Source organism: Cupriavidus sp. 21MJTG02-4, from assembly GCF_057798975.1.
In genome coordinates, this window is record NZ_JBYOJP010000003.1 from 75,768 (window position 1) to 97,769 (window position 22,002).

Annotated in this window: 20 protein-coding genes; 10 read left to right on the forward strand and 10 right to left on the reverse strand. The window is 68.2% G+C overall.

What is annotated here, in order from left to right:
• Positions 1–2: 2 nt before the first annotated feature.
• Genes AC3FKH_RS06655 through AC3FKH_RS06675 form a run of 5 tightly spaced genes read right to left on the reverse strand, consistent with a single transcriptional unit; the run spans position 3 to position 4,819 of the window.
• Positions 3–812 (reverse strand): ABC transporter ATP-binding protein, encoded by an 810-nt coding sequence (locus AC3FKH_RS06655; protein WP_488674005.1) that lies wholly within the window; start codon positions 810–812, stop codon positions 3–5.
• Complete coding sequence (locus tag AC3FKH_RS06660) at positions 809–1,759, reverse strand: branched-chain amino acid ABC transporter permease (protein WP_488674007.1); 951 nt, start codon at positions 1,757–1,759, stop codon at positions 809–811. The genes AC3FKH_RS06655 and AC3FKH_RS06660 overlap by 4 nt, the downstream gene beginning before the upstream one ends.
• Before the next feature lie 3 nt (positions 1,760–1,762).
• Positions 1,763–2,650, reverse strand: a complete 888-nt coding sequence (locus tag AC3FKH_RS06665; RefSeq protein WP_488674009.1) for a branched-chain amino acid ABC transporter permease — start codon at positions 2,648–2,650, stop codon at positions 1,763–1,765.
• 27 nt (positions 2,651–2,677) lie between these two features.
• On the reverse strand, positions 2,678–3,838 hold the full coding sequence (locus AC3FKH_RS06670) for an ABC transporter substrate-binding protein (protein WP_488674011.1): 1,161 nt from the start codon (positions 3,836–3,838) through the stop codon (positions 2,678–2,680).
• 42 nt (positions 3,839–3,880) lie between these two features.
• Positions 3,881–4,819: an NAD(P)-dependent oxidoreductase gene (locus tag AC3FKH_RS06675; RefSeq protein WP_488674013.1), complete on the reverse strand. Its 939-nt coding sequence runs from the start codon at positions 4,817–4,819 to the stop codon at positions 3,881–3,883.
• A 336-nt stretch (positions 4,820–5,155) separates the two neighbouring features.
• Between AC3FKH_RS06675 and AC3FKH_RS06680 the strand changes: the two genes are divergently transcribed.
• The 9 genes from AC3FKH_RS06680 (at position 5,156) to AC3FKH_RS06720 (ending at position 15,097) form a co-directional block, all read left to right on the forward strand.
• Complete coding sequence (locus tag AC3FKH_RS06680) at positions 5,156–6,118, forward strand: VOC family protein (protein WP_488674014.1); 963 nt, start codon at positions 5,156–5,158, stop codon at positions 6,116–6,118.
• 90 nt (positions 6,119–6,208) lie between these two features.
• The gene (locus AC3FKH_RS06685) at positions 6,209–7,063 is read left to right on the forward strand and encodes a fumarylacetoacetate hydrolase family protein (RefSeq protein ID WP_488674016.1); all 855 of its coding nucleotides are present in this window, start codon (positions 6,209–6,211) and stop codon (positions 7,061–7,063) included.
• A 32-nt stretch (positions 7,064–7,095) separates the two neighbouring features.
• The gene (locus tag AC3FKH_RS06690) at positions 7,096–8,874 is read left to right on the forward strand and encodes an FAD-dependent oxidoreductase (protein ID WP_488674018.1); all 1,779 of its coding nucleotides are present in this window, start codon (positions 7,096–7,098) and stop codon (positions 8,872–8,874) included.
• 94 nt (positions 8,875–8,968) lie between these two features.
• Positions 8,969–9,763, forward strand: coding sequence for a GntR family transcriptional regulator (locus AC3FKH_RS06695; protein ID WP_488674020.1), 795 nt, complete (start codon positions 8,969–8,971; stop codon positions 9,761–9,763).
• A 167-nt stretch (positions 9,764–9,930) separates the two neighbouring features.
• Positions 9,931–10,317 (forward strand): DoxX family protein, encoded by a 387-nt coding sequence (locus tag AC3FKH_RS06700; protein WP_488674022.1) that lies wholly within the window; start codon positions 9,931–9,933, stop codon positions 10,315–10,317.
• A gap of 8 nt (positions 10,318–10,325) precedes the next feature.
• Positions 10,326–12,512: an FUSC family protein gene (locus AC3FKH_RS06705; RefSeq protein ID WP_488674024.1), complete on the forward strand. Its 2,187-nt coding sequence runs from the start codon at positions 10,326–10,328 to the stop codon at positions 12,510–12,512.
• A gap of 10 nt (positions 12,513–12,522) precedes the next feature.
• Entirely contained in the window at positions 12,523–13,980 is a 1,458-nt protein-coding gene (locus AC3FKH_RS06710; protein ID WP_488674026.1) for an efflux transporter outer membrane subunit, read from the forward strand.
• 14 nt (positions 13,981–13,994) lie between these two features.
• The gene (locus tag AC3FKH_RS06715) at positions 13,995–14,195 is read left to right on the forward strand and encodes a DUF1656 domain-containing protein (protein WP_488674028.1); all 201 of its coding nucleotides are present in this window, start codon (positions 13,995–13,997) and stop codon (positions 14,193–14,195) included.
• Between the two features lie 26 nt (positions 14,196–14,221).
• Positions 14,222–15,097, forward strand: a complete 876-nt coding sequence (locus AC3FKH_RS06720) for an efflux RND transporter periplasmic adaptor subunit (protein ID WP_488674030.1) — start codon at positions 14,222–14,224, stop codon at positions 15,095–15,097.
• An 819-nt stretch (positions 15,098–15,916) separates the two neighbouring features.
• On the opposite strand, the gene leuD is transcribed toward AC3FKH_RS06720, so the two are convergent.
• From leuD to AC3FKH_RS06740, 4 genes are read right to left on the reverse strand one after another with little or no spacing between them, the layout of a single operon-like run.
• The gene (gene leuD / locus AC3FKH_RS06725; RefSeq protein ID WP_488674031.1) at positions 15,917–16,567 is read right to left on the reverse strand and encodes a 3-isopropylmalate dehydratase small subunit; all 651 of its coding nucleotides are present in this window, start codon (positions 16,565–16,567) and stop codon (positions 15,917–15,919) included.
• Positions 16,564–17,997, reverse strand: a complete 1,434-nt coding sequence (gene leuC / locus AC3FKH_RS06730) for a 3-isopropylmalate dehydratase large subunit (RefSeq protein WP_488674032.1) — start codon at positions 17,995–17,997, stop codon at positions 16,564–16,566. The genes leuD and leuC overlap by 4 nt, the downstream gene beginning before the upstream one ends.
• Positions 17,998–18,021: 24 nt before the next feature.
• Entirely contained in the window at positions 18,022–18,966 is a 945-nt protein-coding gene (locus tag AC3FKH_RS06735) for a hydroxymethylglutaryl-CoA lyase (protein ID WP_488674034.1), read from the reverse strand.
• 27 nt (positions 18,967–18,993) lie between these two features.
• Positions 18,994–20,229 carry a CaiB/BaiF CoA transferase family protein gene (locus tag AC3FKH_RS06740; protein ID WP_488674036.1) on the reverse strand — a complete coding sequence of 412 codons (1,236 nt, stop codon included), beginning with the start codon at positions 20,227–20,229 and terminating at the stop codon, positions 18,994–18,996.
• A gap of 70 nt (positions 20,230–20,299) precedes the next feature.
• Between AC3FKH_RS06740 and AC3FKH_RS06745 the strand changes: the two genes are divergently transcribed.
• On the forward strand, positions 20,300–21,151 hold the full coding sequence (locus AC3FKH_RS06745) for an IclR family transcriptional regulator domain-containing protein (protein WP_488674038.1): 852 nt from the start codon (positions 20,300–20,302) through the stop codon (positions 21,149–21,151).
• Here the strand turns inward: AC3FKH_RS06745 and AC3FKH_RS06750 are convergent.
• Positions 21,148–21,981 (reverse strand): dioxygenase family protein, encoded by an 834-nt coding sequence (locus tag AC3FKH_RS06750; protein ID WP_488674040.1) that lies wholly within the window; start codon positions 21,979–21,981, stop codon positions 21,148–21,150. The genes AC3FKH_RS06745 and AC3FKH_RS06750 overlap by 4 nt on opposite strands.
• Positions 21,982–22,002 lie beyond the last annotated feature (21 nt).

Here is a 22,002-nt window from a genome sequence, read left to right on the forward strand (position 1 = left end):
ATTCAGACTCCCAGGTAGGCCTCGCGCACGCGGGCGTCGGCCTGCACCTCGTGCAGCGCGCCGGATGCGATGATCTCGCCGTAGTACAGCACGTGCACGGTGTCGCAAACCGTCATCAGGCCCATGTCGTGCGAGACCAGCAGGATGGTCATGCCCTCCTGAATGAGCCGCGTGATCCAGCCGCGCAGGGTCTCGATCTCTTCGCTGTTCAGGCCGGACGAGGGCTCGTCCAGCAGCAGGATCTCCGGGCGGCCGATGCAGGCGCGCGCGAGCTCGACGATGCGCCGCTGGCCGGCGGGCAGGCTGCCCGCCAGGGTGTCGCGCAAGCGCGCCAGGCCGAACTTCTGGCAAGCGGCCTCGGCATTGGCATTCATCCGGGCAAGGTCGGCCCGCGCACGCGGGGTGCGCAGCATGGCCTGCACCACGCCGGAATGCGTGTCCTTGTAGCTGCCCGTCATCAGGTTCTCCAGCACGGTCATGTGCTCGAACACCTGCGGGGTCTGGAAGGTGCGCACCAGGCCTGCACGGCTGCGTTGCTGCACGGTCTCGGCGGTGATGTCGCGCGAGGCGAGCGCGACCTTGCCCGCCTTCGGTCGCAGGAAGCCCGAGACGATGTTGAAGCAGGTGGTCTTGCCGCTGCCGTTGGGCCCGATCAGGCCGACGATGCGACCGGCGGGCACGCTGAAACTGACGTTGCGCAGCACGTCGAGCCCGCCAAAGCTGTGGGCAATGCCGTCGAGCCGCAGCAGCGTCGGCGCGCTGTCCCGCGGCGCCTGCGCGCCGGCCTCGAAATGACGTTGCGGAGCATTCATTGCGCGGCCTCCTGCGGCACGGTGTTGCGGCGCCATGCCGGCGCCAGTGCGCCCACCAATCCGCCCGGCATCAGGGTTACCACCAGCACCAGCGCAAGGCCGAACAGCACCTGGTGGAAATCGCCCAGGCCGCTCAGCAGTTCCGGTGCCAGCGCCACGAACAGCGCGCCAAGCACCACGCCATAGACGGAGCGCGCGCCGGCCACCACCGGCGCCAGCAGGAAGACGATGGAACGCTCAACGGTGAAGCTCTGCACGCTGACGAACGACACGTAGTGCGCGAACAGCGATCCCGCGAGCGACCCGAGCATGCCCGACAGTACGAACATCACCGTCTTGAGGCGGTGCATGTCGACGCCCAGCACCTCGGCCGCCGGCGCGGCGTCGCGCATGGCGCGCATGGCCAGGCCCGGGCGCCCCTTGACGAGGTTGTCCGCCAGCCAAAGCAGCAGCGCCGTCAGCGGCCAGACGAAGTAGTAGTAGCGCTGCGGCGTATCGAGCTGGAAGCCGGCCAGCGACAGCTTGGGAATGCCGGCAATGCCGAGCGTGCCGCCTGTCAGCCAATCCCACTCAAAGAACAGCACCCCAGCAATGCTGCCGGCCGCCAGCGTGGCCAGGGCCAGGAAGAAGCCGCCCAGGCGCAGTACAGGCAGGCCAACGGCCGTGGCCAGCGCGGCGCTGCACACCAGGCCGGTGGCGATACCGGCCAGGATGGGCCAGCCCAGCGCTGTGGTGCAGTAGGCGGATGCGTAGGCACCGATGCCGTAGAAGGCAGCCTGCGCCAGGTTCACCACCCCGCATTGCCCCAGCAGCAGCCCCACCCCTAGTCCACCCACGGCCAGGAAGGCGGCAAAGTTCAGCATGTCCAGGTAATGCCGAGACAGTACCTGCCCTGCCACCGCCCATAGCAGTAACGCGGCAAGCGTCAGCGCGCGTGTCTTGTTCATCGGTCAGCCTCCCCTGCGCGCCGCCCGGCCCAGCAGGCCGTTGGGCAGCACGATCATGATCACAATCAGCATCGACAAGGCGATGACATCGCGGTAGCCGGACGGAAAGCCCAGCACCGCGAGCGACTCCGCCAGGCCTAGCACGAGTGCCCCGGCCACCGCGCCCAGCGGGTTCGTCAGCCCGCCCAGGATCGCCGCGGCAAACCCCTTGAGCGTGAGCCCGATGCCCATCTGGTAGTTCATGGCCAGCAGCGGCGTGACCAGGATGCCGGCAATGGCCCCGAAGCCGCCGCCCAGCAGGAAGGTCAGCGAGCGCATGCGGCGCACGTTGATGCCCGAGGTGGTGGCGCCGTCCGGGTCGAGCGAAGCCGCCGTCATGGCCAGGCCGACCAGCGTCCTGGTGTAGAACAGCCGCAGCGCCGCCACCAGCGCCGCGGCAATCGCGATCAGCGCCAGCGCATGCACCGGTATGGCGGCCCCCAGGAACTCCACCACGTCGTCGCCGCCGATGGCGGGCAGCAGGTGGGAATCGCGCCCGCCAAAGTAGAGCGCCGCGGCCGACAGCGCGAAGGCCAGGCCGATGGTCAGCAGCAGGAAGCTTTCCTCGCTGGCGCCGCGCCGCGTCATGGGCTGCACGAACAGCAGGTCGATGGCAAGGCCGCTGGCCGCGCCGGCGGCAATGCCCAGCACGATGGCGAGTGCGTAGGGCAGGCCCGCGGACTGCAGCGCGAACACCGCCACCAGGCCTCCGATCACGGCGAACTCGCCCTGCATGGCGTTGATGATGCGCGTGCCCTTGAAGATGATGGCAATGCCCACGCCGATGAGGGCGTAGACGAAGCCATTGGTGATCCCGGACAGGATCGCCTGGACAATCAGGTCGACAGACATGCTGGTATCCCCTGGCTCATCGTCCCGTCACGGCTTGGCCGCGGCGTAAGGAAGCCGCACGAACTGCCCCTTCTGCAGGCGCGAGTACGTGAAGCTGGACAGCGTCATGCCGCCCATGTCCGGCGCGGCGAAGTCATAGCGCGTGGTGGCGCCCTGGAACGGCCGGCGCAGGGCAGTGCACAGCTTCTCGCCGGACGCGTCGGCGCCCGCGTTCCGGAAGCCTTCGGCAAGCGCCATCACGGCGTCCCAGCCGGCGGCCGAGAAATGCTTGGGCAGCTTGCCGTACTCGGCGCGGTAGGCGTCGACGAAGGCCTTCTGGCTGGGCAGCGGATCCTCCGACACGATGAACTCCGGATGGATGATGTTGTCCGCCGCGTCGCCCATGGCCTTGACGGTCTCATAGGTGGCGGTGCCATGCACCGAGATGATCGGCACGCCGACCTTGAGCTGGCGCACGTTGCGGAAGGGCGCCGCCGAGGTGGAGATGATGATGATGGCATCCGGTGACGCGGCCTTGACCTTGGCGGCCTGGGTGGTGACGTCGGTCGCCGCGATCTCGAATTTCTCCACCTGGACGAAGTTCACGCCGTACTCGCGGTCCAGGCCCTTCATGCTGTTCCACACCACCTGGCCGTAGCCCGAGTCATGCAGTACGCCGATGCGCCTGGCGCCGTTGTCGCGGGCGTAGGACAGCACGGCGCGCGCGTTCAGCTCCTGCGACGGCGTCAGATGGAAGACGCAGGTGCGCTCGCGCTCCACCGCCGGGCCGACACCCGAGAACGCGAACAGCGGCACCTTCTGCGCCTGCGTGATGCCGCCGATGGCCACGGTCTGCGCGATGCCGCTCGGCCCGACGATGGCGCGCACCTTCTGCGTGAACAGCAGCGCATTGACCTTGGCCACCGCGGAGTCGGGGCTGGAGGCGTCATCCTCCATCACGATCTCCAGCGGACGGCCGCTAATGCCGCCGCGCGCATTGATGACCTTCTGCGCGAGCAGTACGCCCTCGCGCTCGGCCAGGCCCACTTGCGCAATGCCGCCGGTGGTGGACAGCAGCGCGCCGATGCGGATGGGTTCGGCGCCGGGCCTGGCCTGCGCCTGCGCGGTGGTGGCGGCCATGCCCAGTCCTGCCAGCAAGGCGGCCAGCATGCCGAAGGACAGTCGGCCAGTCTCGGTCTTGCGATGCATCGTTGTCTCCATGGTTCTTGTAGTGGAATCTGTCGGGAAGGATCAGGCGATGCCGGCGGGCGGCGCGGTGGCGCCATCGCCGGCCAGCACGGCGTCATCGATATCGCCGCCAAGCAGCGGTAGCACGTCGGCCAGCGCGGCAACGTCGAGGTGGCTGAGCCCGCGGCCCTGCAGAATCGCCAGGTACTGGCGCACGAGCGCCGACACCGGCAGCGCGGTGTCCTGCCCGCGCGCCACGGACAATGCAAGGTCGAGGTCCTTCGCCACCAGTGCAATCGAGCCGGCGGCGCTGTATTCGCGCTGCTTGAGCTTGTCCGCCTTGGTGCGGAAGTGCGGGCAGCCGACGATACTGTCGTTGATGGCGTCGACCATCAGCGCGCGGTCAAGGCCGGCACGGCTGCCAAAGGCCATGGCCTCGCCGATGGCGGCGGTGCTCATGAACACCATCAGGTTGATCATCAGCTTGACGATGCGCGCCTCGTCCTGCTGGCCCACATAGGACTGCCGCGCGCTCAGGCAGGCCAGTACAGGCTGCACCGCCTCGAACGCCGCCCGCGGCCCGGACACATAGCAGCCCAGCTGCGCGCTGGCCGCCAGCGATACCGTGCCGGAAACGGGCGCGCGCAGGTACTGGATGCCCGCCCGGCCGAACGACTGCGCGACGGCGGCGGACGCCTGCGGGGAAACGGTGCTCATGTCGACGTGGATGTCCGGCCGCGATCCCGCCGCCAGTACACCCTCCGCGCCCGTGACCACATCGAGCAGGCCTTCGTCATTGAAGATGGTCGAGAACACGACGTCGGCCTTTGCCGCGACATCCGCGGCCGACGTGCCGGCCCTTGCGCCGCCCTCTACCAGCGGCGCGTATTGCGAGGGAGCCCGGTCGAACACTGTCAGGCTGTAGCCCGCTTTCAGCAGGTTGAGACACATGGGACGGCCCATGGCACCTGTGCCGATCCAGCCGATTCGTGGACGAGTCATTGAGTCTCCGTTTTTTTCGTCTAACGCAAATTATGGCGTTATGCGCAAAATTTAGGTGACAATGCCCAACGGCACAAGGCGGGGTTTTTACGGGGGGGCGGGCACGGCAGTTCTGCAATTCCGGCTTTCCCGACACTTCTATGGCCCATCTTTCCGCCTCGCCCGAGGTCTTCGTACTTCCCTCCGCCCGGCGCCATCAATATTCAAATCTTGTTTTTATATATTTTTCTGGCTAGTATAGCTTTTAAGAGCGGAGGCCCTGGGCAAGTCCGCCTCGCCAGAAAGACCTGCTGGCACTCAGCCGGCGGGACACACAAGACGCAGGAGACGACAAACATGGACACTCATCGCGCCGATGCCGGCCAGCGTTCTCAAGCGCCCGCGGCCGGACCGCGCCATGCCGTGCATTCGATCGATCATTACGCGCTCGAGGTGCCGGACCTGGCCGTGGCCGAGCATTTTCTGGACGCTTTCGGGCTGACCGTGCTGCGCACGCCGGACTGCCTGGAGGTCTACGCCGCCGACGGGCACCGCTGGGCCCGCTTCTATCCGGGCGAGCGCAAGCGCCTGGCCTGCCTGAGTTTCAACTGCTTCGAAGACGATTTCGCGGGCATCGCGCGGCAACTGGCCGCCAGCGGCGCGGCCCTGGTCGAGGACGCGCGCTTCGGGGACAAGTCCGGGATCTGGTTCCTGGACCCAGACGGCAACCTGGTCCAGGTAAAGGTCGGCCCGAAGACCTCGCCTGACAGCAAGCCGCCCGTGGCGCAAGAAAACGCTCCTGGCGGCCAGCGCGGCGCGGTGGTGCGCAGCCAGGTGCAGCGCGTGCGGCCGCGCCGGCTGTCGCACGTGCTGCTATTCTCGCCGGACGTCCAGCGTGCGCTGGACTTCTACCGCGACGTACTGGGCCTGCGCCTGTCGGACCGCTCCGACGACGTGATCGCCTTCACGCATGCGCCCCATGGCAGCGACCATCACCTGCTGGCGCTGGTGAAAAGCTCGGCCAGGGGCTGGCATCACGCCGCCTGGGACGTCGAGAGCGTCAACCAGGTCGGCCAGGGCGCCAGCCAGATGGCGAAAGCCGGCTACGCGCAGGGCTGGGGCACCGGGCGGCACGTGCTCGGCTCGAACTTCTTCTTCTATGTGCGCGACCCGTGGGGCTCGTTCTGCGAGTACTCCGCGGATATCGACTACATCCCGTCCGGGCAGGCTTGGCCGGCAGGAAATTTTGCCGCCGAGGACTCCCTGTACCAGTGGGGGCCCGACGTTCCCGAGTACTTCGTCCGCAATACCGAGGCCTGAGCCGGCGCTACGCATGACGCGTGCCGCGCGCCCTGCCTCGCAACAATCCCCGCCGCACTTGGCGGCATCAATTCCGACTGGAGCTGGAAAATGAAGTTGGCAACGTTTCTGCTGGATGGCAAGCAACGAGTGGGCCTGGTGTCCGATGAAGGCGTCTTTGCCCTGCCGCCGGCTGCCGGCAAGGATGTCGGCGCCCTCATCGACGCCGGTCTTGGCCCGCAGCAATGGCACAGCCTGATGGCGCAGGCATCGCCGGTGCCGGCCACGGCCAGGCTGGCGTGGCTGCCGCCGGTCATGAACCCGCGCAAGATCCTCTGTGTCGGCCTCAACTATGCCGACCATACCAAGGAGTCCCCGTACGAGCAGCCGGACTATCCGACGCTGTTCCTGCGCGTGCCGACCAGCATGGTCGGACATGACGGCGCCATCGTGCGCCCGCTGGCCAGCGACACGCTCGACTACGAGGGCGAGCTCGCGGTGGTGATCGGCAAGGGCGGCAAGCATATTGCCCGCGAAGACGCCCTCAGCCACGTGTTTGGCTATTCCATCTTCAACGACGGCTCGGTGCGCGAGTACCAGTTCAAGTCTCCGCAATGGACGGTGGGCAAGAATTTCGACGCGACCGGTGGCTTCGGCCCCTACATCGTGACGGCCGACGAACTGCCGCCGGGCGCCGCCGGACTGCAGCTCGAAACGCGGCTCAATGGCAAGGTGGTCCAGTCCGCCAGCACGTCCGACATGCTGTACGACGTGGCTTCGCTGATCACGATCATCAGCGAAGCCATCACGCTCGAACCCGGCGACGTCATCGTGGCCGGCACGCCTTCCGGCATCGGCTGGGCGCGCGACCCCAAGCTGCTGATGCGCCATGGCGACGTGTGCGAAGTCAGCATCGAGCGGATCGGCACGCTGTCCAATCCGATTGCCGACGAACAGGCCCGCTGAGGCTGACTGGGATGATGACGGAGGAGACCGCCGTGAAGACGATTGAAGTACCGGTACTCGTGGTGGGCGCCGGCCCCGCTGGCCTGACGGCTACGGCACTGCTTGCCACGTATGGCGTTCGCACGCTGACCATCACCAAGTATGCGGGCACCGCGAATTCGCCGCGTGCCCACATTACCAACCAGCGCACCATGGAGGTGTTCCGCGACCTCGGCATCGAGGAGCGCGTACGGCAGCTGGCCACGCCACACGAGTTGATGAGCCATTGCATCTGGGCCACCAGCTTTGCCGGCACCGAGATTGCCCGCCTGCACGCTTGGGGCGGTTCGGAGCAGCGCCAGGCCGACTATGCGCTGGCCAGCCCGTCGCAGATGTGCAATGCGCCGCAGCACCTGATGGAGCCGGAGATCCTCGCCTGCGCGCGCGAGCGCGGGGCCGAGTTCCTGTTCAATACGGAGCTGACGCAGATTGCCCAGGACGCCGACCACGTCACCGCCATCGTAAAGGACCGCATCACCGGCGAAACCACCCAGATCAAGGCGCGCTACGCCATCGGCGCGGATGGCGGCGCCAGCACCGTGGTGCCCCAGTGCGGCTTCGAGATGGAAGGCGAAATGGGCCTGGGCGCAGCGGTCAATTGCTGGCTGGAAGTCGATCTGGCCCGTTACTGCGAACAACGTCCCGGCACCCTGTACTGGATGACGCAGCCCGGCAATGACTACTGGGTCGGCAGCGGCACGTATATCTGCGTGCGGCCGTGGAACGAATGGGTGCTGCTGTTCATGTACGACCCGGCTGAAGGCGAACCCGACCTGAGCGAAGAGGCCGTGATCCGGCGCGCGCGGGCCACCATCGGCGACGACTCGCTGCCGATCCGGGTCAAGGCGGTCAGCAAGTGGCAGATCAACCATGTCGCGGCGAAGTCCATGCGCAAGGGGCGCGTGTTCATTGCCGGCGATGCCGCACACCGGCACCCGCCCGCCAATGGACTTGGCACCAATACGTCGATCCAGGACGCCTTCAACCTGGCCTGGAAGCTGGCCCATGTGATCCGCGGCAGTGCGGACGATGCCCTGCTCGACAGCTACTCCGCCGAGCGCCAGCCGGTGGGCCGGCAAGTGGTGGACCGCGCCATGCAATCGGTGCGCAATATGCTGCCGATCTCCAAGGCGCTGGGGTTCGAGCCCGGCCAGAGCGAAGCGCAGGGGTGGGCGAACGTCGATGAACTGTTCAGCGACACCGAACTGGGCCGCGAGCGCCGCCAGGCACTGCAGAAAGCCGTCGACCTGCAGAACTACCAGTTCAATTGCCACGGCGTGGAACTTGGCCAGGCCTATGCGTCAGCGGCGGTAGTGCCGGACGGTCGCGCGCGCGAACCCTTCGGGCGCGATCCCGAACTGTATTACCAGCCGAGTTCGGCCCCCGGCAGCGTGGTGCCCCACGCATGGCTGGAATTCCAGAAGGAACGCGTTTCCACGCTGGACCTGGTCGGCCGCGGGCGCTTCACGCTGCTGACAGGCGTCGGCGGACAGGCCTGGCGCGACATGGCGGCACGCATTGGCGAGGCGCTCGGCATCGGGATCGATGTGGTCAGCATCGGCGGCCCGAACTGCGATGCCCACGATGTCTACGGTGCCTGGCGCACGCTGCGCGGCACCACGGACGCCGGCGCCATCCTCGTGCGCCCCGACCGCTTCGTCGGCTGGCGCGGGCAGGATTGCGGCGCGCAGGCCGCGCGGGAACTGGCGCAAGCCATGCAGGCCATCCTGGGGCGCCAGTCCGGCGGCGCCGACCGCCGCCAGGCGGCCTAGCCGGCGAGTGCCGGGCCGGGCACCCCGAGCCGTGCCCGGGCCTCGTAAAAATATATAATGATGCCAACCATCTATCTTTCTACGAGCCCCGCCCGTGCCCACCAAGCCCGCCAAGCCATCCGCCCCGTCCTCCGCCGCCGACACCGTCGCCAGCGCGCTGCCGGACCCCGGCGGGCGCACGTGGGCGTCGGTGCTCGAGCAGGCGGTGCGCGAGGACATCATCAGCGGCCGCCTTGCGGCGGGCAGCAAGCTGCGCCTGAAGGAGCTGGCCGAGCACTACCAGGCCGGCGTGATCCCGCTGCGCGAGGCCTTGTCGCGGCTTTGCACCACGGGCTTCGTGCTGGCCATCGACCAGAAGGGCTTCCGCGTGGCCGAGCTGTCCCCGGAGGAGCTGCTCGACATCACGCGCGTGCGCCAGCAGATCGAGAGCCAGGCACTGCGCGAAGCCATCAGGCTGAAGGACATCGCCTGGGAAAGCGAAGTGGTGGCCGCGCACCATCGCCTGACCCGCATCCCGATGTCGCTGCGCGGCCAGGGCGGCGCGCTCAACCCCGAGTGGGAAGCCGCGCACGTGGCCTTTCACGATGCGCTGATCTCGGGCTGCCAGTCACCGTGGATGCGCCGCTTCTCGGCGGTGCTGCGCGACCAGACGGCGCGCTACCGCTTCCTCTCGCTGGCCGTGCCCAAGACCGAACGGACCCGCGACGTGGCGGCCGAGCACGAGGCCATCGTGCGTGCCGTGGTCGCGCGCGATGCGGACCGCGCCTGCAAGCTGCTTTCGGCCCATTTCCAGCAAACCACCGACCTGGTGCTCCAGTACCTGGCGCGCCAGAAGAGCGGCGGCAGCCCCACGCGCAAGCGCCGCGCCGCGGCCGAAGCGACCACCTGACGCGGCGCCTCCCGTGGGCGGCCCGCAGGCGGCGGGCGCCCGTTCTGCCGGACCGAACAGTGGGTTCTGCCGCCGCCTCTCACTCCTGGCGCGCGCTCTGGCCTATCCTGCACAGGCCCCGGGGGCCCAAGCCGCCCGGAAGGCTGGTCCATTTCCGGGAAGCCACCATGTCCGACTACTACCTGCTCGCCGGCCGCCTGTTCATCGCCTTCATGTTCGTGCTCAGCGGCGCCAACAAACTGCTGTTCTTCAGCCACGGACTGGACGAGGTCAAGGCGCGCAGGCTGCCGTTCCCGCGCCTGGCGCTGACCGCCACCATCATCGTCCAGCTCATCTGCGGGCTGGCCATCATGGCCGGCTACCAGACCACGGCGGCATCGCTGCTGCTGGCGCTGTTCACGCTCGCCACGGCCGTGATCTTCTATGATTTCTGGAACCAGCAAGGGCCCCAGCACACATTGATGTTCACGGGCTTCCTGGAACATGTCAGCATCATCGGCGGCTTCGCCATCCTGATGGGCGCGGGCCCCGGCAGCATCGTGCTGCATCTCTGAGGACGACCATGGACGCCAGGGCGCTACGGGCCGGCGCATGGCCGGCCGCGCTGGCCGCCGCGGCCCGCGCCTGGTGGCAGGCGGACAGCGCCCGCTGGCTGCATGCGGGCAAGACCGCGCTGGCGGTGGTCATGGCCACGTGGCTGAGCATGCGGCTGGAACTGGCCGCGCCGCGCACCGCCATGGTCTCGGTGGTGATCCTGATGATGCACCAGCACAGCGGCATGGTGCTGGCGCGCGGGTTCTACCGCGCGGTGGGCATGCTGGCCGGCAGCCTGGCCGCGCTGGCGCTGTTCCATGCTTTCCCGCAGGAACGCGTGCTGTTCTTCGCGGCCCTGTCCATCTGGATCGGACTATGCGTGGCGGGCGCGGCCTACTACCGCAACTACCAGTCGTACGGCTTCGTCCTGTCCGGCTACGCCACCTGCATTGCCGCCGTGCCGTCGATCAGCAACCCCTACGGCATCTTCGACAATGTCGTGGTCAGCCTCAGCGAGGTCTCGATCGGCATCCTGTGCGCGGGGCTGGTGAGCGGCCTGGTGTTTCCGCAGCGCGTCACGGCCATGCTGCTCGGCGCCGGGCAGCGGCATGTCGCGGGCTTCATCGGCTTCATCCGCCTGGCGCTGCGCGGAGAGCAGGACCGCGACGCCCTGCACCTGGTCCACCTGCGCCTGATGGGCGAGCGCGCCCAGCTCGAGAACCTGCGCAGCGCCACCGTCTTCGAAAGCCCTGAAATGCGCGCGAACAATGCGCTGATGATCCGGCTGAACCATGACTTCCTGGATGCGGTCGCGCGCTTCCACAGCCTGCACCAGCTGCAGGCGCGCATCACGCGCGCGGCCGACCATCGCGCCGGCGAAGCGCTGCGGGCCTTGTCGGCACGCGTGCTGGACGCGCTGCCCGTGCTCGAGCCGGGTGCGAGCCTGCGCCTGGAGCAGGTGCGCACGCTGCACGCTCGCCTGCAGACGCTGCGCGACGACCTGCCGGGACGCATCCATTCCTTGCGCGCCAGCCTGGCCGATGCGGGGGCCGCCACGCGCGACCGCTTCGCCGCGGGCGCGCTGGTGCTCGACGACGGCGTTGCCGACCTGCTGGCCTTCACGGGCAACTACGTGGCGCTGCGCAGTCCGCGCCCGGCCGAGGCCCCGGCCGCCAGCGCGGATCGCCCCGACCGGCTGCTGAGTTCGGCCAACCGCGCCTTTGCCATGGCGTCGGGGCTGCGCGCGGCCGTCGCCATCCTGGCCTGCTCCTGGCTCTGGATCGCCTCGGGCTGGAGCAATGGCGGCTCCGCGCTGATCGCCACCACCATCGCCATTGCGCTCTATTCGATCATGCCCAGCCCCACCACCGTGGCCAGGCACATGCTGATCGGCTGCCTGGCGGCGTGGCTTGCCGGCATGGTGTTCAACTTCGCCCTGCTGCCCCGGCTCGACGGCTTCGTGCTGCTGTGCGCCGGCCTGGTGCCATTCATCGTGGCCGGCAGTTTCCTCGGCACCTTCCCGGCTACGGCGATCATCGGGCTGGGCTTTGGCATCTACTTCTGCTTCCTCACCAACCTGGCAAACCCCACGGTCTACAACCCGGTGGCCTACCTGGACGCCGGGCTTGCGACGTTGCTCGGCATCGGACTGGCTTCGCTGGCGTTCGCCACCATCGTGCCCGCCGGCAGCCACTGGCTGGCCGACCGCTATCTGCGCCAGCTGCGTGCGCTGGTCGCCACGCGGGTCTGCTATGGCTCGCTGGCGGGGCTGCGCCTGACCTTCGAGAGCAATCTGCGCGACTTCATCCAGTACGCCGCCACGCGGCCGGCCACCGGCCCGGCCAGCCAGGCGGTCATGCTGAACTGGTCGTTTGCCGCGTTGGAGATCGGCCTGGCCGTGATCTACATTCGGGAAGCGACCGCGCGCCATGTCATGCCCGGGCCCTGGCAGGCGCAGCAGGATCTGCTGCTGGCAGCCCTGGCGGCCCTGTTCCAGGCGCCGACGCCGGACGCGCTGCGGCGGGCGGTGGACGCGGTCGAACAGGTAATCCGCGAGACTGCGGAGAGCGCGGACTGGGGCAGCGATGCATCCGGCGCGCTCACCGCCGGCCCGGCGCGGGTACGCGCGCAGTTGCATGTCATCCGGCTGTCCCTGCTCGACGACGCCTTTCCGCCGCCGGACCCCGCCACGAAAACCGAAGGACAGGCTGCCTGAATCTCCTCCCATGGTATCCGCTGCATCCCCCCCTCCCTGGACCCGGCTGCTCGCCGGCACGGCCGCCGCGCTGGTGCTGGCCGGCTGTGCCGACACGGGCGGCATCGCCCCGGCATCCACGCCGATCGAGGCCGCCGCGGTCGACCCCGGCGCGGCGCTGCGCGCCACCCAGCAGGATGCGGGCTGGCCCCGGCAGTCGTGGTGGGAGCACATGGGCGATCCCAGGCTCAACGCGCTGGTCGCGCAATCCGTTGCCGGCAATCCGGACATGCGCATTGCGCTGGCGCGCAGCGAGCTCGCCGAGGGTCTGGCCGGGGTGGCGGGTGCCGCGACCGAGCCGAACCTCAGCGCGGGCGGCGCCTTCGGACGGACCCGCTTTCCGCGCCTGGCCACGCCGCAGCCGCTTGGCGGCCACAACACCTGGAACAACCACATCAGCGTCGACCTGTCCTATGACCTCGATCTGTGGGGCCGCAACCGCGCCGTGCTGCGCGGCGCGCTGGACGGCGTGCAGGCGGCGGCGGCCGAGGCCCGCGCCGTGCAGATCGGCCTGGAAACCTCGGTGGTGCGGGCTTACGTGGACCTGGCGCTGCAATATGCCTTGCTCGATGTCAGCCAGGCCAACCTGGCACGGCAGCGCAACATCTACGACATCATCCGCAAGCGTGCCAGCCGCGGCCTGGCCAGCGAACTGGAACTGAGCGAAGCGCAGACCCCGATTGCCTCGCTGGAAGCCCAGGTCCTGCAGGCCGAGCGGCAGATCGCGCTGGCCAGGAACCAGATCGCCATCCTCAGCGGCCAGGGCCCCGGCGCCGGCGATTCGCTGGAACGGCCCCGCCTGCTGCTGGACACCCCCGTCGCCGTCCCGGCGTCATTGCCGGCCGAACTCGTGGGGCACCGGCCCGACGTGGTGGCGCAGCGCTGGCGCGTGCAGGCCGCGGCGCAGGGCATCAAGGCCGCCAAGGCGGACTTCTACCCGAACATAAACCTGGTGGCCACCGTCGGGCTGGCCTCGGCCGCGTTCGGCAATTTCTTCACCTTTGTCAGCCGCGACGCCATCGGCCACAACGTGGGGGCGGCGTTTTCGCTGCCGCTGTTCGACGGGGGCCGGCGCCGCGGCAACTACACCGTGGCCACCGCCAACTACGACGTGGCCGTGGAGACCTACAACAAGACCGTGCTCGCCGCCTTCCAGGGCGTGGCCGACCAGGTCATCTCGCTGCAGTCGTTGGGCCGCCAGCAGCAAGGCATCGAGGCCTCGCTGAAGTCCGCGCAGCGCGCCTATGACCTGGCGGAGAAAGGCTATCGCGGCGGCTTCACGGACTACCTGAACGTGCTCGCCACCGAGAACGAACTGCGGCGGCAGCAGCTGGCGCTGGCGCTGGTGCAGGCCGCGCGGCTGGACGCTTGGGCGCGGCTGATGCTGGCCCTGGGCGGCGGCTTCGACGCCGCCCAGGCGCAACCCTGAGCCAGGCCACTGCCATGCCCAGAGAAATCGCCCTGTTCTATGTGCTGATGCCATCGCTGCTGCCGGTGTTCCTCGCCTGCGGGGCGCTGTACTGGCTGCTCGACCGGCTCCTGACGCGCATCGGCCTGTATCGCCGGGTCTGGCATCCGGCGCTGTTCCGCGCCGCGCTCTTTGTCTGCCTTTTCAGCGGCATCGGCCTCCTGCTCTGGGACTGAGCGAGACCGATGCACCGAACCCCGCCATGACATTCAATCTCCAATCCCTGCTCCGCATCCTGGCCACCTGCCTGGCCGCCGCCGCCGCCATTGCCCTGGGCTACAGCCTGTGGGCCCACTACATGTACTCGCCGTGGACGCGCGACGGACGGGTGCGGGCCGAGGTCATCAACATTGCCGCGGACGTCTCCGGGCTGGTGGCGCGCGTCGCGGTGCGCGACAACCAGGAGGTGCATCGCGGCGACCTGCTCTTCACCATCGACCAGGAACGCTTCCGCCAGGCCCTGGCGCAGGCCGAGGCCCAGGCGCAGGCGCGCAAGGCGGAGCTCGACATGCGGCACCAGCAGGCCGTGCGGCGGCGCGGCCTGGACAGTTCGGTGGTTTCCGTCGAAAGCCGCGAAGACGTAGGCGCGCAGGAAAAGCAGGCGCAGGCCAACTACCACGCCAGCCTGGCGGCGCTGGACACCGCGCGGCTCAACCTGCAGCGTAGCGAAGTACGTTCACCGGTGGACGGGTATGTGACCAACCTGAACCTGTTCGCCGGCGACTACGTCAGCGCCGGCACCGCCCGGATGGCGGTGATCGACAAGCATTCCTACTGGGTCTATGGCTACTTCGAGGAAACCAAGCTCGCCAATGTGAAGGTCGGCGCAAAGGTGGAAGTGCGCCTGATGTCCGGCGGCGACCCGCTGAAAGGACACGTGGAAAGCCTCGCGCGCGGCATTGCCGACCGCGACAACCCCACCGGCGCCGGCCTGCTCGCCGATGTGAACCCGGTGTTCACGTGGATCCGGCTGGCCCAGCGGGTGCCGGTGCGGATCCACCTGGATGAAGAGCCGACCGGTTTGCCACTGGCCATGGGCACGACCTGCACCGTCACGGTGTTGCAGGACAAGCCGTAGCATTGCCGCTCAACATAAAAGGTTCTTCCGCGAATTGCGGGGCGTCGTGCTTGGCTTGCGCGGCTGTTTCGCCGGGGTAGCCGGGAGGCGTTCCGTGGTTATGATCGAGTCATCGCTCTTGGCAGATGCCGCTGTTTCGCCGGCGTAGCCGGGAGGCGTTCCGTGGTTATGATCGAGTCATCGCTCTTGGCAGATGCCGCTGTTTCGCCGGCGTAGCCGGGAGGCGTTCCGTGGTTATGATCGAGTCATCGCTCTTGGCAGATGCCGCTGTTTCGCCGGCGTAGCCGGGAGGCGTTCCGTGGTTATGATCGAGTCATCGCTCTTGGCAGATGCCGCTGTTTCGCCGGCGTAGCCGGCGACCTACTTTCTTGTCCGAGCGACAAGAAAGTAGGCAAAGAAACGCGTCGCTTACCCTAACGGGCGAATATTGATCGTAGTGTGCGAGGAATTTCGTACGGGTATTCGCTTCAGAGTCTGCCCCGCTGCCTGCCGCGTGGAGCGCGCCCGTATGCAGGCTCTCCAACAATGATTGAACGAGCCCCGAAACTGTCCGTGGCCCGACACTGCCAGCGTTATCGCATCATCGCCTTCGACTGCTGCGCGGCTCAGTAGTCGGCAGGCGGGACGACATCAACGGCGCAGATGCCGGCACTTCCGCTTCTTCCGTTCCCATCCCTCGGTTTTCACCGTGCGCGCAGTGCAGCCGTAGGCGTCCTACCGATGGCGAGGTTCGGAGAGGCCACCAAATGATCCGGGTTCGCTCATCTGACGAACTCGACCTTCAGCCCCAGCTGACGGCGGCAAGCCGGCTGTGCCGGGCTACGCTTGCGCCGGACCGAACAGCCACGGCTCGCGCCCGGCCCGTTCCTGTTCGTAGCGCCGGATCGCATCCTGGTGCTGCAACGCGAGCGCGATGTCGTCCAGCCCGTTCAGCAGGCAGTACTTCCTGAACGGGTCGAGCGTGAAGGGAATGACGTCGCCCGCCGGGGTCGTCACGAGTTGCGCGGCCAGGTCAATGTGCAGCCGGTATCCCGGTGAAGCGGCGACCTCGGCGAACAGACGGTCGACTGCGCCCGCGTCGAGGACGATCGGCAGCAGGCCGTTCTTCATGCAGTTGTTGTGGAAGATGTCGGCAAAGCCCGGCGCGATCAGCGCGCGCAGCCCGAAATCCTCGAGCGCCCACGGCGCATGTTCGCGCGACGAACCGCAGCCGAAGTTCTCGCGCGCCAGCAGCACCGAGGCGCCCTGGTAGCGCGGCTGGTTCAGCACGAAGTCCGGGTTGCGCGGCCGCAGCGAGCAATCCTGCCCCGGCTCGCCGTGGTCGAGGTAGCGCCAATCGTCGAACAGGTAGGGGCCGAAGCCGCTGCGCTGGATGGACTTGAGGAACTGCTTGGGCAGGATGGCGTCGGTGTCCACGTTGGCGCGATCCAGCGGGGCCACCAGGCCGTCGAGTACCGTAAAGGGCTTCATGCCGATGTCTCCTGTTGCAGCGTGCGCACGTCGATGAAATGGCCGGCCACCGCCGCGGCGGCGGCCATCTGCGGGCTGACCAGGTGCGTACGGCCGCCCGGTCCTTGCCGGCCTTCGAAATTCCGGTTGGAAGTGGAGGCGCAGCGCTCCCCCGGCGCGAGACGGTCGTCGTTCATGCCCAGGCACATCGAGCAGCCCGGCTCGCGCCATTCGAAGCCGGCATCGATGAAGATCTTGTCGAGCCCCTCGGCTTCGGCCTGCGACTTCACCAGCCCCGAACCGGGCACCGCCAGCGCCTGCCGGATATTGGCCGCGACGCGGCGGCCGCGCAGCACCGCGGCGGCGGCGCGCAAGTCCTCCAGACGCGCATTGGTGCAGGAGCCGATAAAGACCTTGTCGAGCGCAATGGCCGCCACGGGCGTGCCGGCCTGCAGCCCCATATAGGCCAGCGCCTGCTCCATGCCACGGCGCCTGACGGGGTCGGCCTCCTGCCGCGGATCGGGCACGCACTCGCCGATCGGCACCACCATCTCGGGCGATGTGCCCCACGTGACGTGCGGCTCGATCGAAGCGGCGTCGATCTCGACGACCGCGTCGAACACGGCATCGGAGTCGCTGCGCAGCGTGCGCCAGTACGCGCTGGCGTGCTGCCACGCCTCGCCTTGCGGCGCCTGCGGGCGATCCGCCAGGTAGGCCAGCGTGGTCTCGTCCACGGCCACCATGCCGGCACGGGCGCCGGCTTCGATCGCCATATTGCAGACCGTCATGCGCGCTTCCATGCTCAGGCCACGGATGGTGGCGCCGGCAAACTCGATCACATGACCGGTTGCACCGGCCGTGCCGATGCGCCCGATCAGCGCCAGCGCGATGTCCTTGGCGGCCACGCCCGGCGGCAGCTCGCCTTCCACGCGCACCAGCATCGAACGCGGCTTCTTCATCCACAGGCACTGCGCGCCGAGCACCTGCTCGACCTCCGACGTGCCGATGCCGAAGGCAAAGGCCGCGAACGCACCGTGGGTGGACGTGTGCGAGTCGCCGCAGGCGATGGTCATGCCGGGCAGCGTCGCGCCGCGCTCGGGGCCGACCACGTGCAGGATGCCCTGGCGCGGATCATTCATGCCGAAATTGACGATGCCGGCCTCGGCGCAGTTGCGGTCGAGCGCATCGACCTGGATGCGGCTGACCGGGTCGGCAATGCCCGCCGCCCGATCCGTGGTCGGCACGTTGTGGTCGGCGGTGGCCAGCACCGATGCCGCGCGCCACACCTTGCGGCCATGCAGCCGCAGTCCTTCGAAGGCCTGCGGACTGGTCACCTCATTGACCAGGTGCCGGTCGATATAGATCAGCGAAGGCCCGTCGGCCTGCTCGTGGATGACGTGGCTGGCCCACAGCTTGTCCAGCAGGCTGGCGGGTCGATTGGCTTGCACCATGCTGCTTGTCTCCTCTTGAAATCGTCATTGGCCGGCGCCAACAGCCGGCACCGGAAAGAGCTGGGTTCGCTTGCCGGCCTTGAGCACCTGCCCGGCGACATCGTGGCCTACCACCTCCGGCAATGCCCGTGCGACGCGCAGCAAGCTGTCCAGGTCGACACCGGTCGGAATGCCGGACGACTCGAGCATGTGCACCAGGTCTTCGGTGCAGATGTTGCCGGTCGCGCCGGGCGCGAACGGGCAGCCGCCCAGGCCGCCCAGCGAGGCGTCGAAGCTGGTCGCGCCGGCGGCCAGCCCGGCCAGCACATTGGCCAGCCCCATGCCGCGCGTGTTGTGGAAATGCAGGGTCAGCGGCACGCCGGGGAACCACTCGCGGAACGCCGCGACGAGCTCGCCCACCTGGCGCGGGTCGGCCATGCCGGTGGTATCGGCCAGCGTGATCGCATGCATGCCCATGGCCAGGTACTGCTCGGCGGCCCAGCGCACGCGCGCCGGCGCAATGTCGCCTTCGAACGGGCAGCCGAACGACGTGGCGACGCAACCGCTCACGGCCATGCCGGTGCCGCGCACCAGGTCCATCACGCCGCGGAACTGCGCCAGCGACTGCTCGCACGTCATGCGCATATTGGCGAGGTTGTGGGTCTCGCTGGCGGACATCACCAGGTTGATCTCGTCCAGCCCGCACTCCAGCGCGCGCTCGCCGCCGCGCGCGTTTGGCACCAGCGCGACGTACGTCACGTCCTCGTGGCGGCGGATCTGCTTTGCGACCGCCTCGGCATCGCGCAGGTTCGGGATGGCCCTGGGCGAGACAAAAGACGTGATCTCAATCTTGGCAAGGCCCGTCTGCGACAAGGCATCGATCAGCGCAACCTTCTGCTCCGTTGGCACGAATTGCGGCTCGATCTGGAAGCCGTCACGCACCGACACCTCGTTGATAAAGACCCGCTGCGGGGCGTCTGCAAACCACATGATGTTCTCCTCTTGAATGGCCGCGTCTCAGACCACGCCAGACTTGCGCAAGGCCTGGAAGTCCTCGCCGGCAATGCCGATCGCCGCCAGGATCTCCTCGGTATGGGCACCCAGCTCCGGGCCGACCCAGCGGGTCTGCCCAGGGGTTTCGCTCAGGCGCGGCACGATGCCGGGCAGCGATACGGCGGCGCCGTCGGGCAAGCTGTGGGTCTCGATCATGTCGCGCGCCTGGTAGTGCGGGTCGGCCCAGATGTCCGCCGCGGTATAGATGCGCCCGCACGGAACCGCAGCGGCTTCGAGCACGTCGAGCACTTCGTCCAGGCCAAGTCCGCGGGTCCACGCAGTGATGGCATCGTCGAGCATGGCGTTGTGCGCCACGCGTCCGTCGTTGTGCGCGAGGCGCGGATCGCTGCCCAGGTCATCGCGCCCGATGGCCGCCATGAAGCGGCGGAAAATGGCGTCCCCATTGCCGGCGATGATGACGTAGTGGCCGTCCTTGCACGGATAGGTGTTGGACGGCGAGATGCCCGGCAGGCTCGCGCCCGAGCGTTCGCGTATATGGTCGAACATGGCGTATTCGGGCACCAGGCTTTCCATCACGGCGAACACCGATTCGTACAGCGCCACGTCGATGAACTGGCCCTCGCCACCGTTGGCGCGCAGGTGGTGCATCGCCAGCAACGCGCCGATCACGCCGTAGAGCGAGGCCAGCGTATCGCCGATGCTGACGCCCGAGCGCACCGGCGGGCGGTCCGGATAGCCGGACACATAGCGCAGGCCGCCCATCGATTCGGCGATCGCGGCAAAGCCCGGACGGTCCTTGTACGGCCCAGTCTGCCCGTAGCCCGACACCCGCACCATGACCAGCGCCGGGTTGACGGCACGCAGGTCTTCCCAGCCCAGGCCCCATTTCTCGAGCGTGCCCGGGCGGAAGTTTTCGACCACGATATCGGCTTCGGCCACCAGCCGGCGCACGATGTCCTGCCCCGCCGGCGCGCGCAGGTCCAGCGTGACGGACTTCTTGTTGCGGCTCTGGCTGTACCACCAAAGCGATGTGCCGTCATGGAGCTTGCGCCATTTGCGCAGCGGGTCGCCGTCGTGCGGCGGCTCGATCTTCAGCACCTCGGCGCCGAACTGCGCCAGCAGGCCGGCTGCGTACGGGCCCGCGATCAGCGAGCCGAGCTCGACCACCCGCACCCCCGCGAGCGGCTGGGGCCGCCCGGTGTCGGGCTTGCTGCCGGACATGTTCTTCGCTTCTGTCATTCTGCTACCTCACACAACTTGTCTCGTCCATCGAAAGGGGCATCCGTCCAAGTGCGGATAAAATGCGGTCATGACATCGACCGCCCCGCCCCGCCCCGCCAGTGAAGACCCGCCGTCCCGGCTCGACGAGGGCCATCGTGACTACGTGGCAGCCCTTGCGCGCGGGCTGGCCGTGATCCAGGCGTTCACCGAAGGCTCGCCCGAAATGACGCTGAGCGAAGTCGCCCAGGCCACCGGCATGAGTCCGGCCACGGCACGCCGCGCCTTGCTCACGCTGCAGTCGCTCGGCTATATCGGCGCCAACGGCCGCCGCTTCCTGCTGCTGCCCAAGGTGCTGTCGCTGGGCGCGGCCTACCTCAGCTCGATGAACCTGCGCGACGTCGTCCAGCCCTTCCTGCAGGAGGTCGCCGACCGCTTTCGCGACTCGGTCTCGCTGGCGATCCTCGATGGCGACAGCGTGGTCTACCTCGCGCACGTGCCGAGCAGCCGCCGCATCGTGTTCCGGGCCTCCGTCGGCTACCGCCTGCCCGTGCACTGCACTTCGCTCGGCCTCGCCCTGCTGGCCCATGCCCCGCAGGCGCAGCAGGAGGCCGTGCTGGCCAGGGCGCCGTTCCAGAAGTTCACGCCCATGACGCTGAGCGAGGCAGAGCCGTTGCGCACGGCGCTCGAGCAGGTGCGCGAACAGGGCTACGCACTGCAGGAAAGCCAGCTCGAAATCGGCGTGCTGTCGGTCGCGGTGCCGGTGCGCGACGCCTCGCGCCGCGTCATCGCCGCCATCAACTGCTCCACCGAGTCCGGTCGCGCCAGCACACAGGACCTGGTGTCCGAACGGCTGCCGGCATTGCGCAACGCGGCCGCGATGATCGAATCCGCGTTGTTGCGGGCACCGGCGCTCGCGCATTCGATCACGGCGGCAGGCTAGGCCGCGGGCTCCATCGCGATATCCAGCATCACCAGCTGATGGCCATCGCGCTCGGGATGCGCGGCCACCTCGACGATATGGTCGGCAATCGTCGAGAAGATGCAGTCGACCGGATTCGCCGGGTCTCCCGCAAAGTAGATCTGCGACGTCAGCGTCTGGTAGCCCGGATGCAGCACGCGGTAGTGGATGTGCGGCGCGCGCTGGCGGTTGCGGCCCAGCCGCGCCATCAGTACGCCCACGGCCGTATCCTCGCGGCCGATGATGTATCCGCCCGGACGGACCGTGAATACCTGGAAGCCGCCCTGCCCGTCGCAACGCAGCTTGCCACGCAGGTTGTCCTCGGACTGCGAGTCGTCCTCGTTTTCGTAGCGCCCGTACTGGTTGGGCTGCCAGACGATCAGCTGCGCGCCGGGCAGCACGCGGCCGGTCACTGCATCGCGCACCTGGCCACGCAGTTCCATGCGCTGGCCCGGTTCGTCGTCGCCGGCAAGCTGGCAGGGATTCGGGCCCTCGGCCACGCCATCCTTCGGGAACGGGCCGGTCACGTTCTGTGCGGTCGCCTCGCTGCCGGTGCGCGCGAGATCCAGCGAACGCATGGTCAGGCCCATCATGTCGCACAGCATGATCAACTCGTCGTCCCGGGCCACCTGCCCGAGCCAGCCGGCGATGCGGTAAAGCTCCGCATCGGTCAGCCGAAGCTCGTCGAGCATGGCGTGGAAGTAACGCAGCGCAATGGCGAACTTCGCCTGCAGGGCGGGATCGGCGCCGTCGGCATCGGCACACATCGCTGCGAGTGCGCGGGATAGCGTGGGGTTGTTGGCTTGGTCCATCGTTGTCTCCAGTCTTGTCAG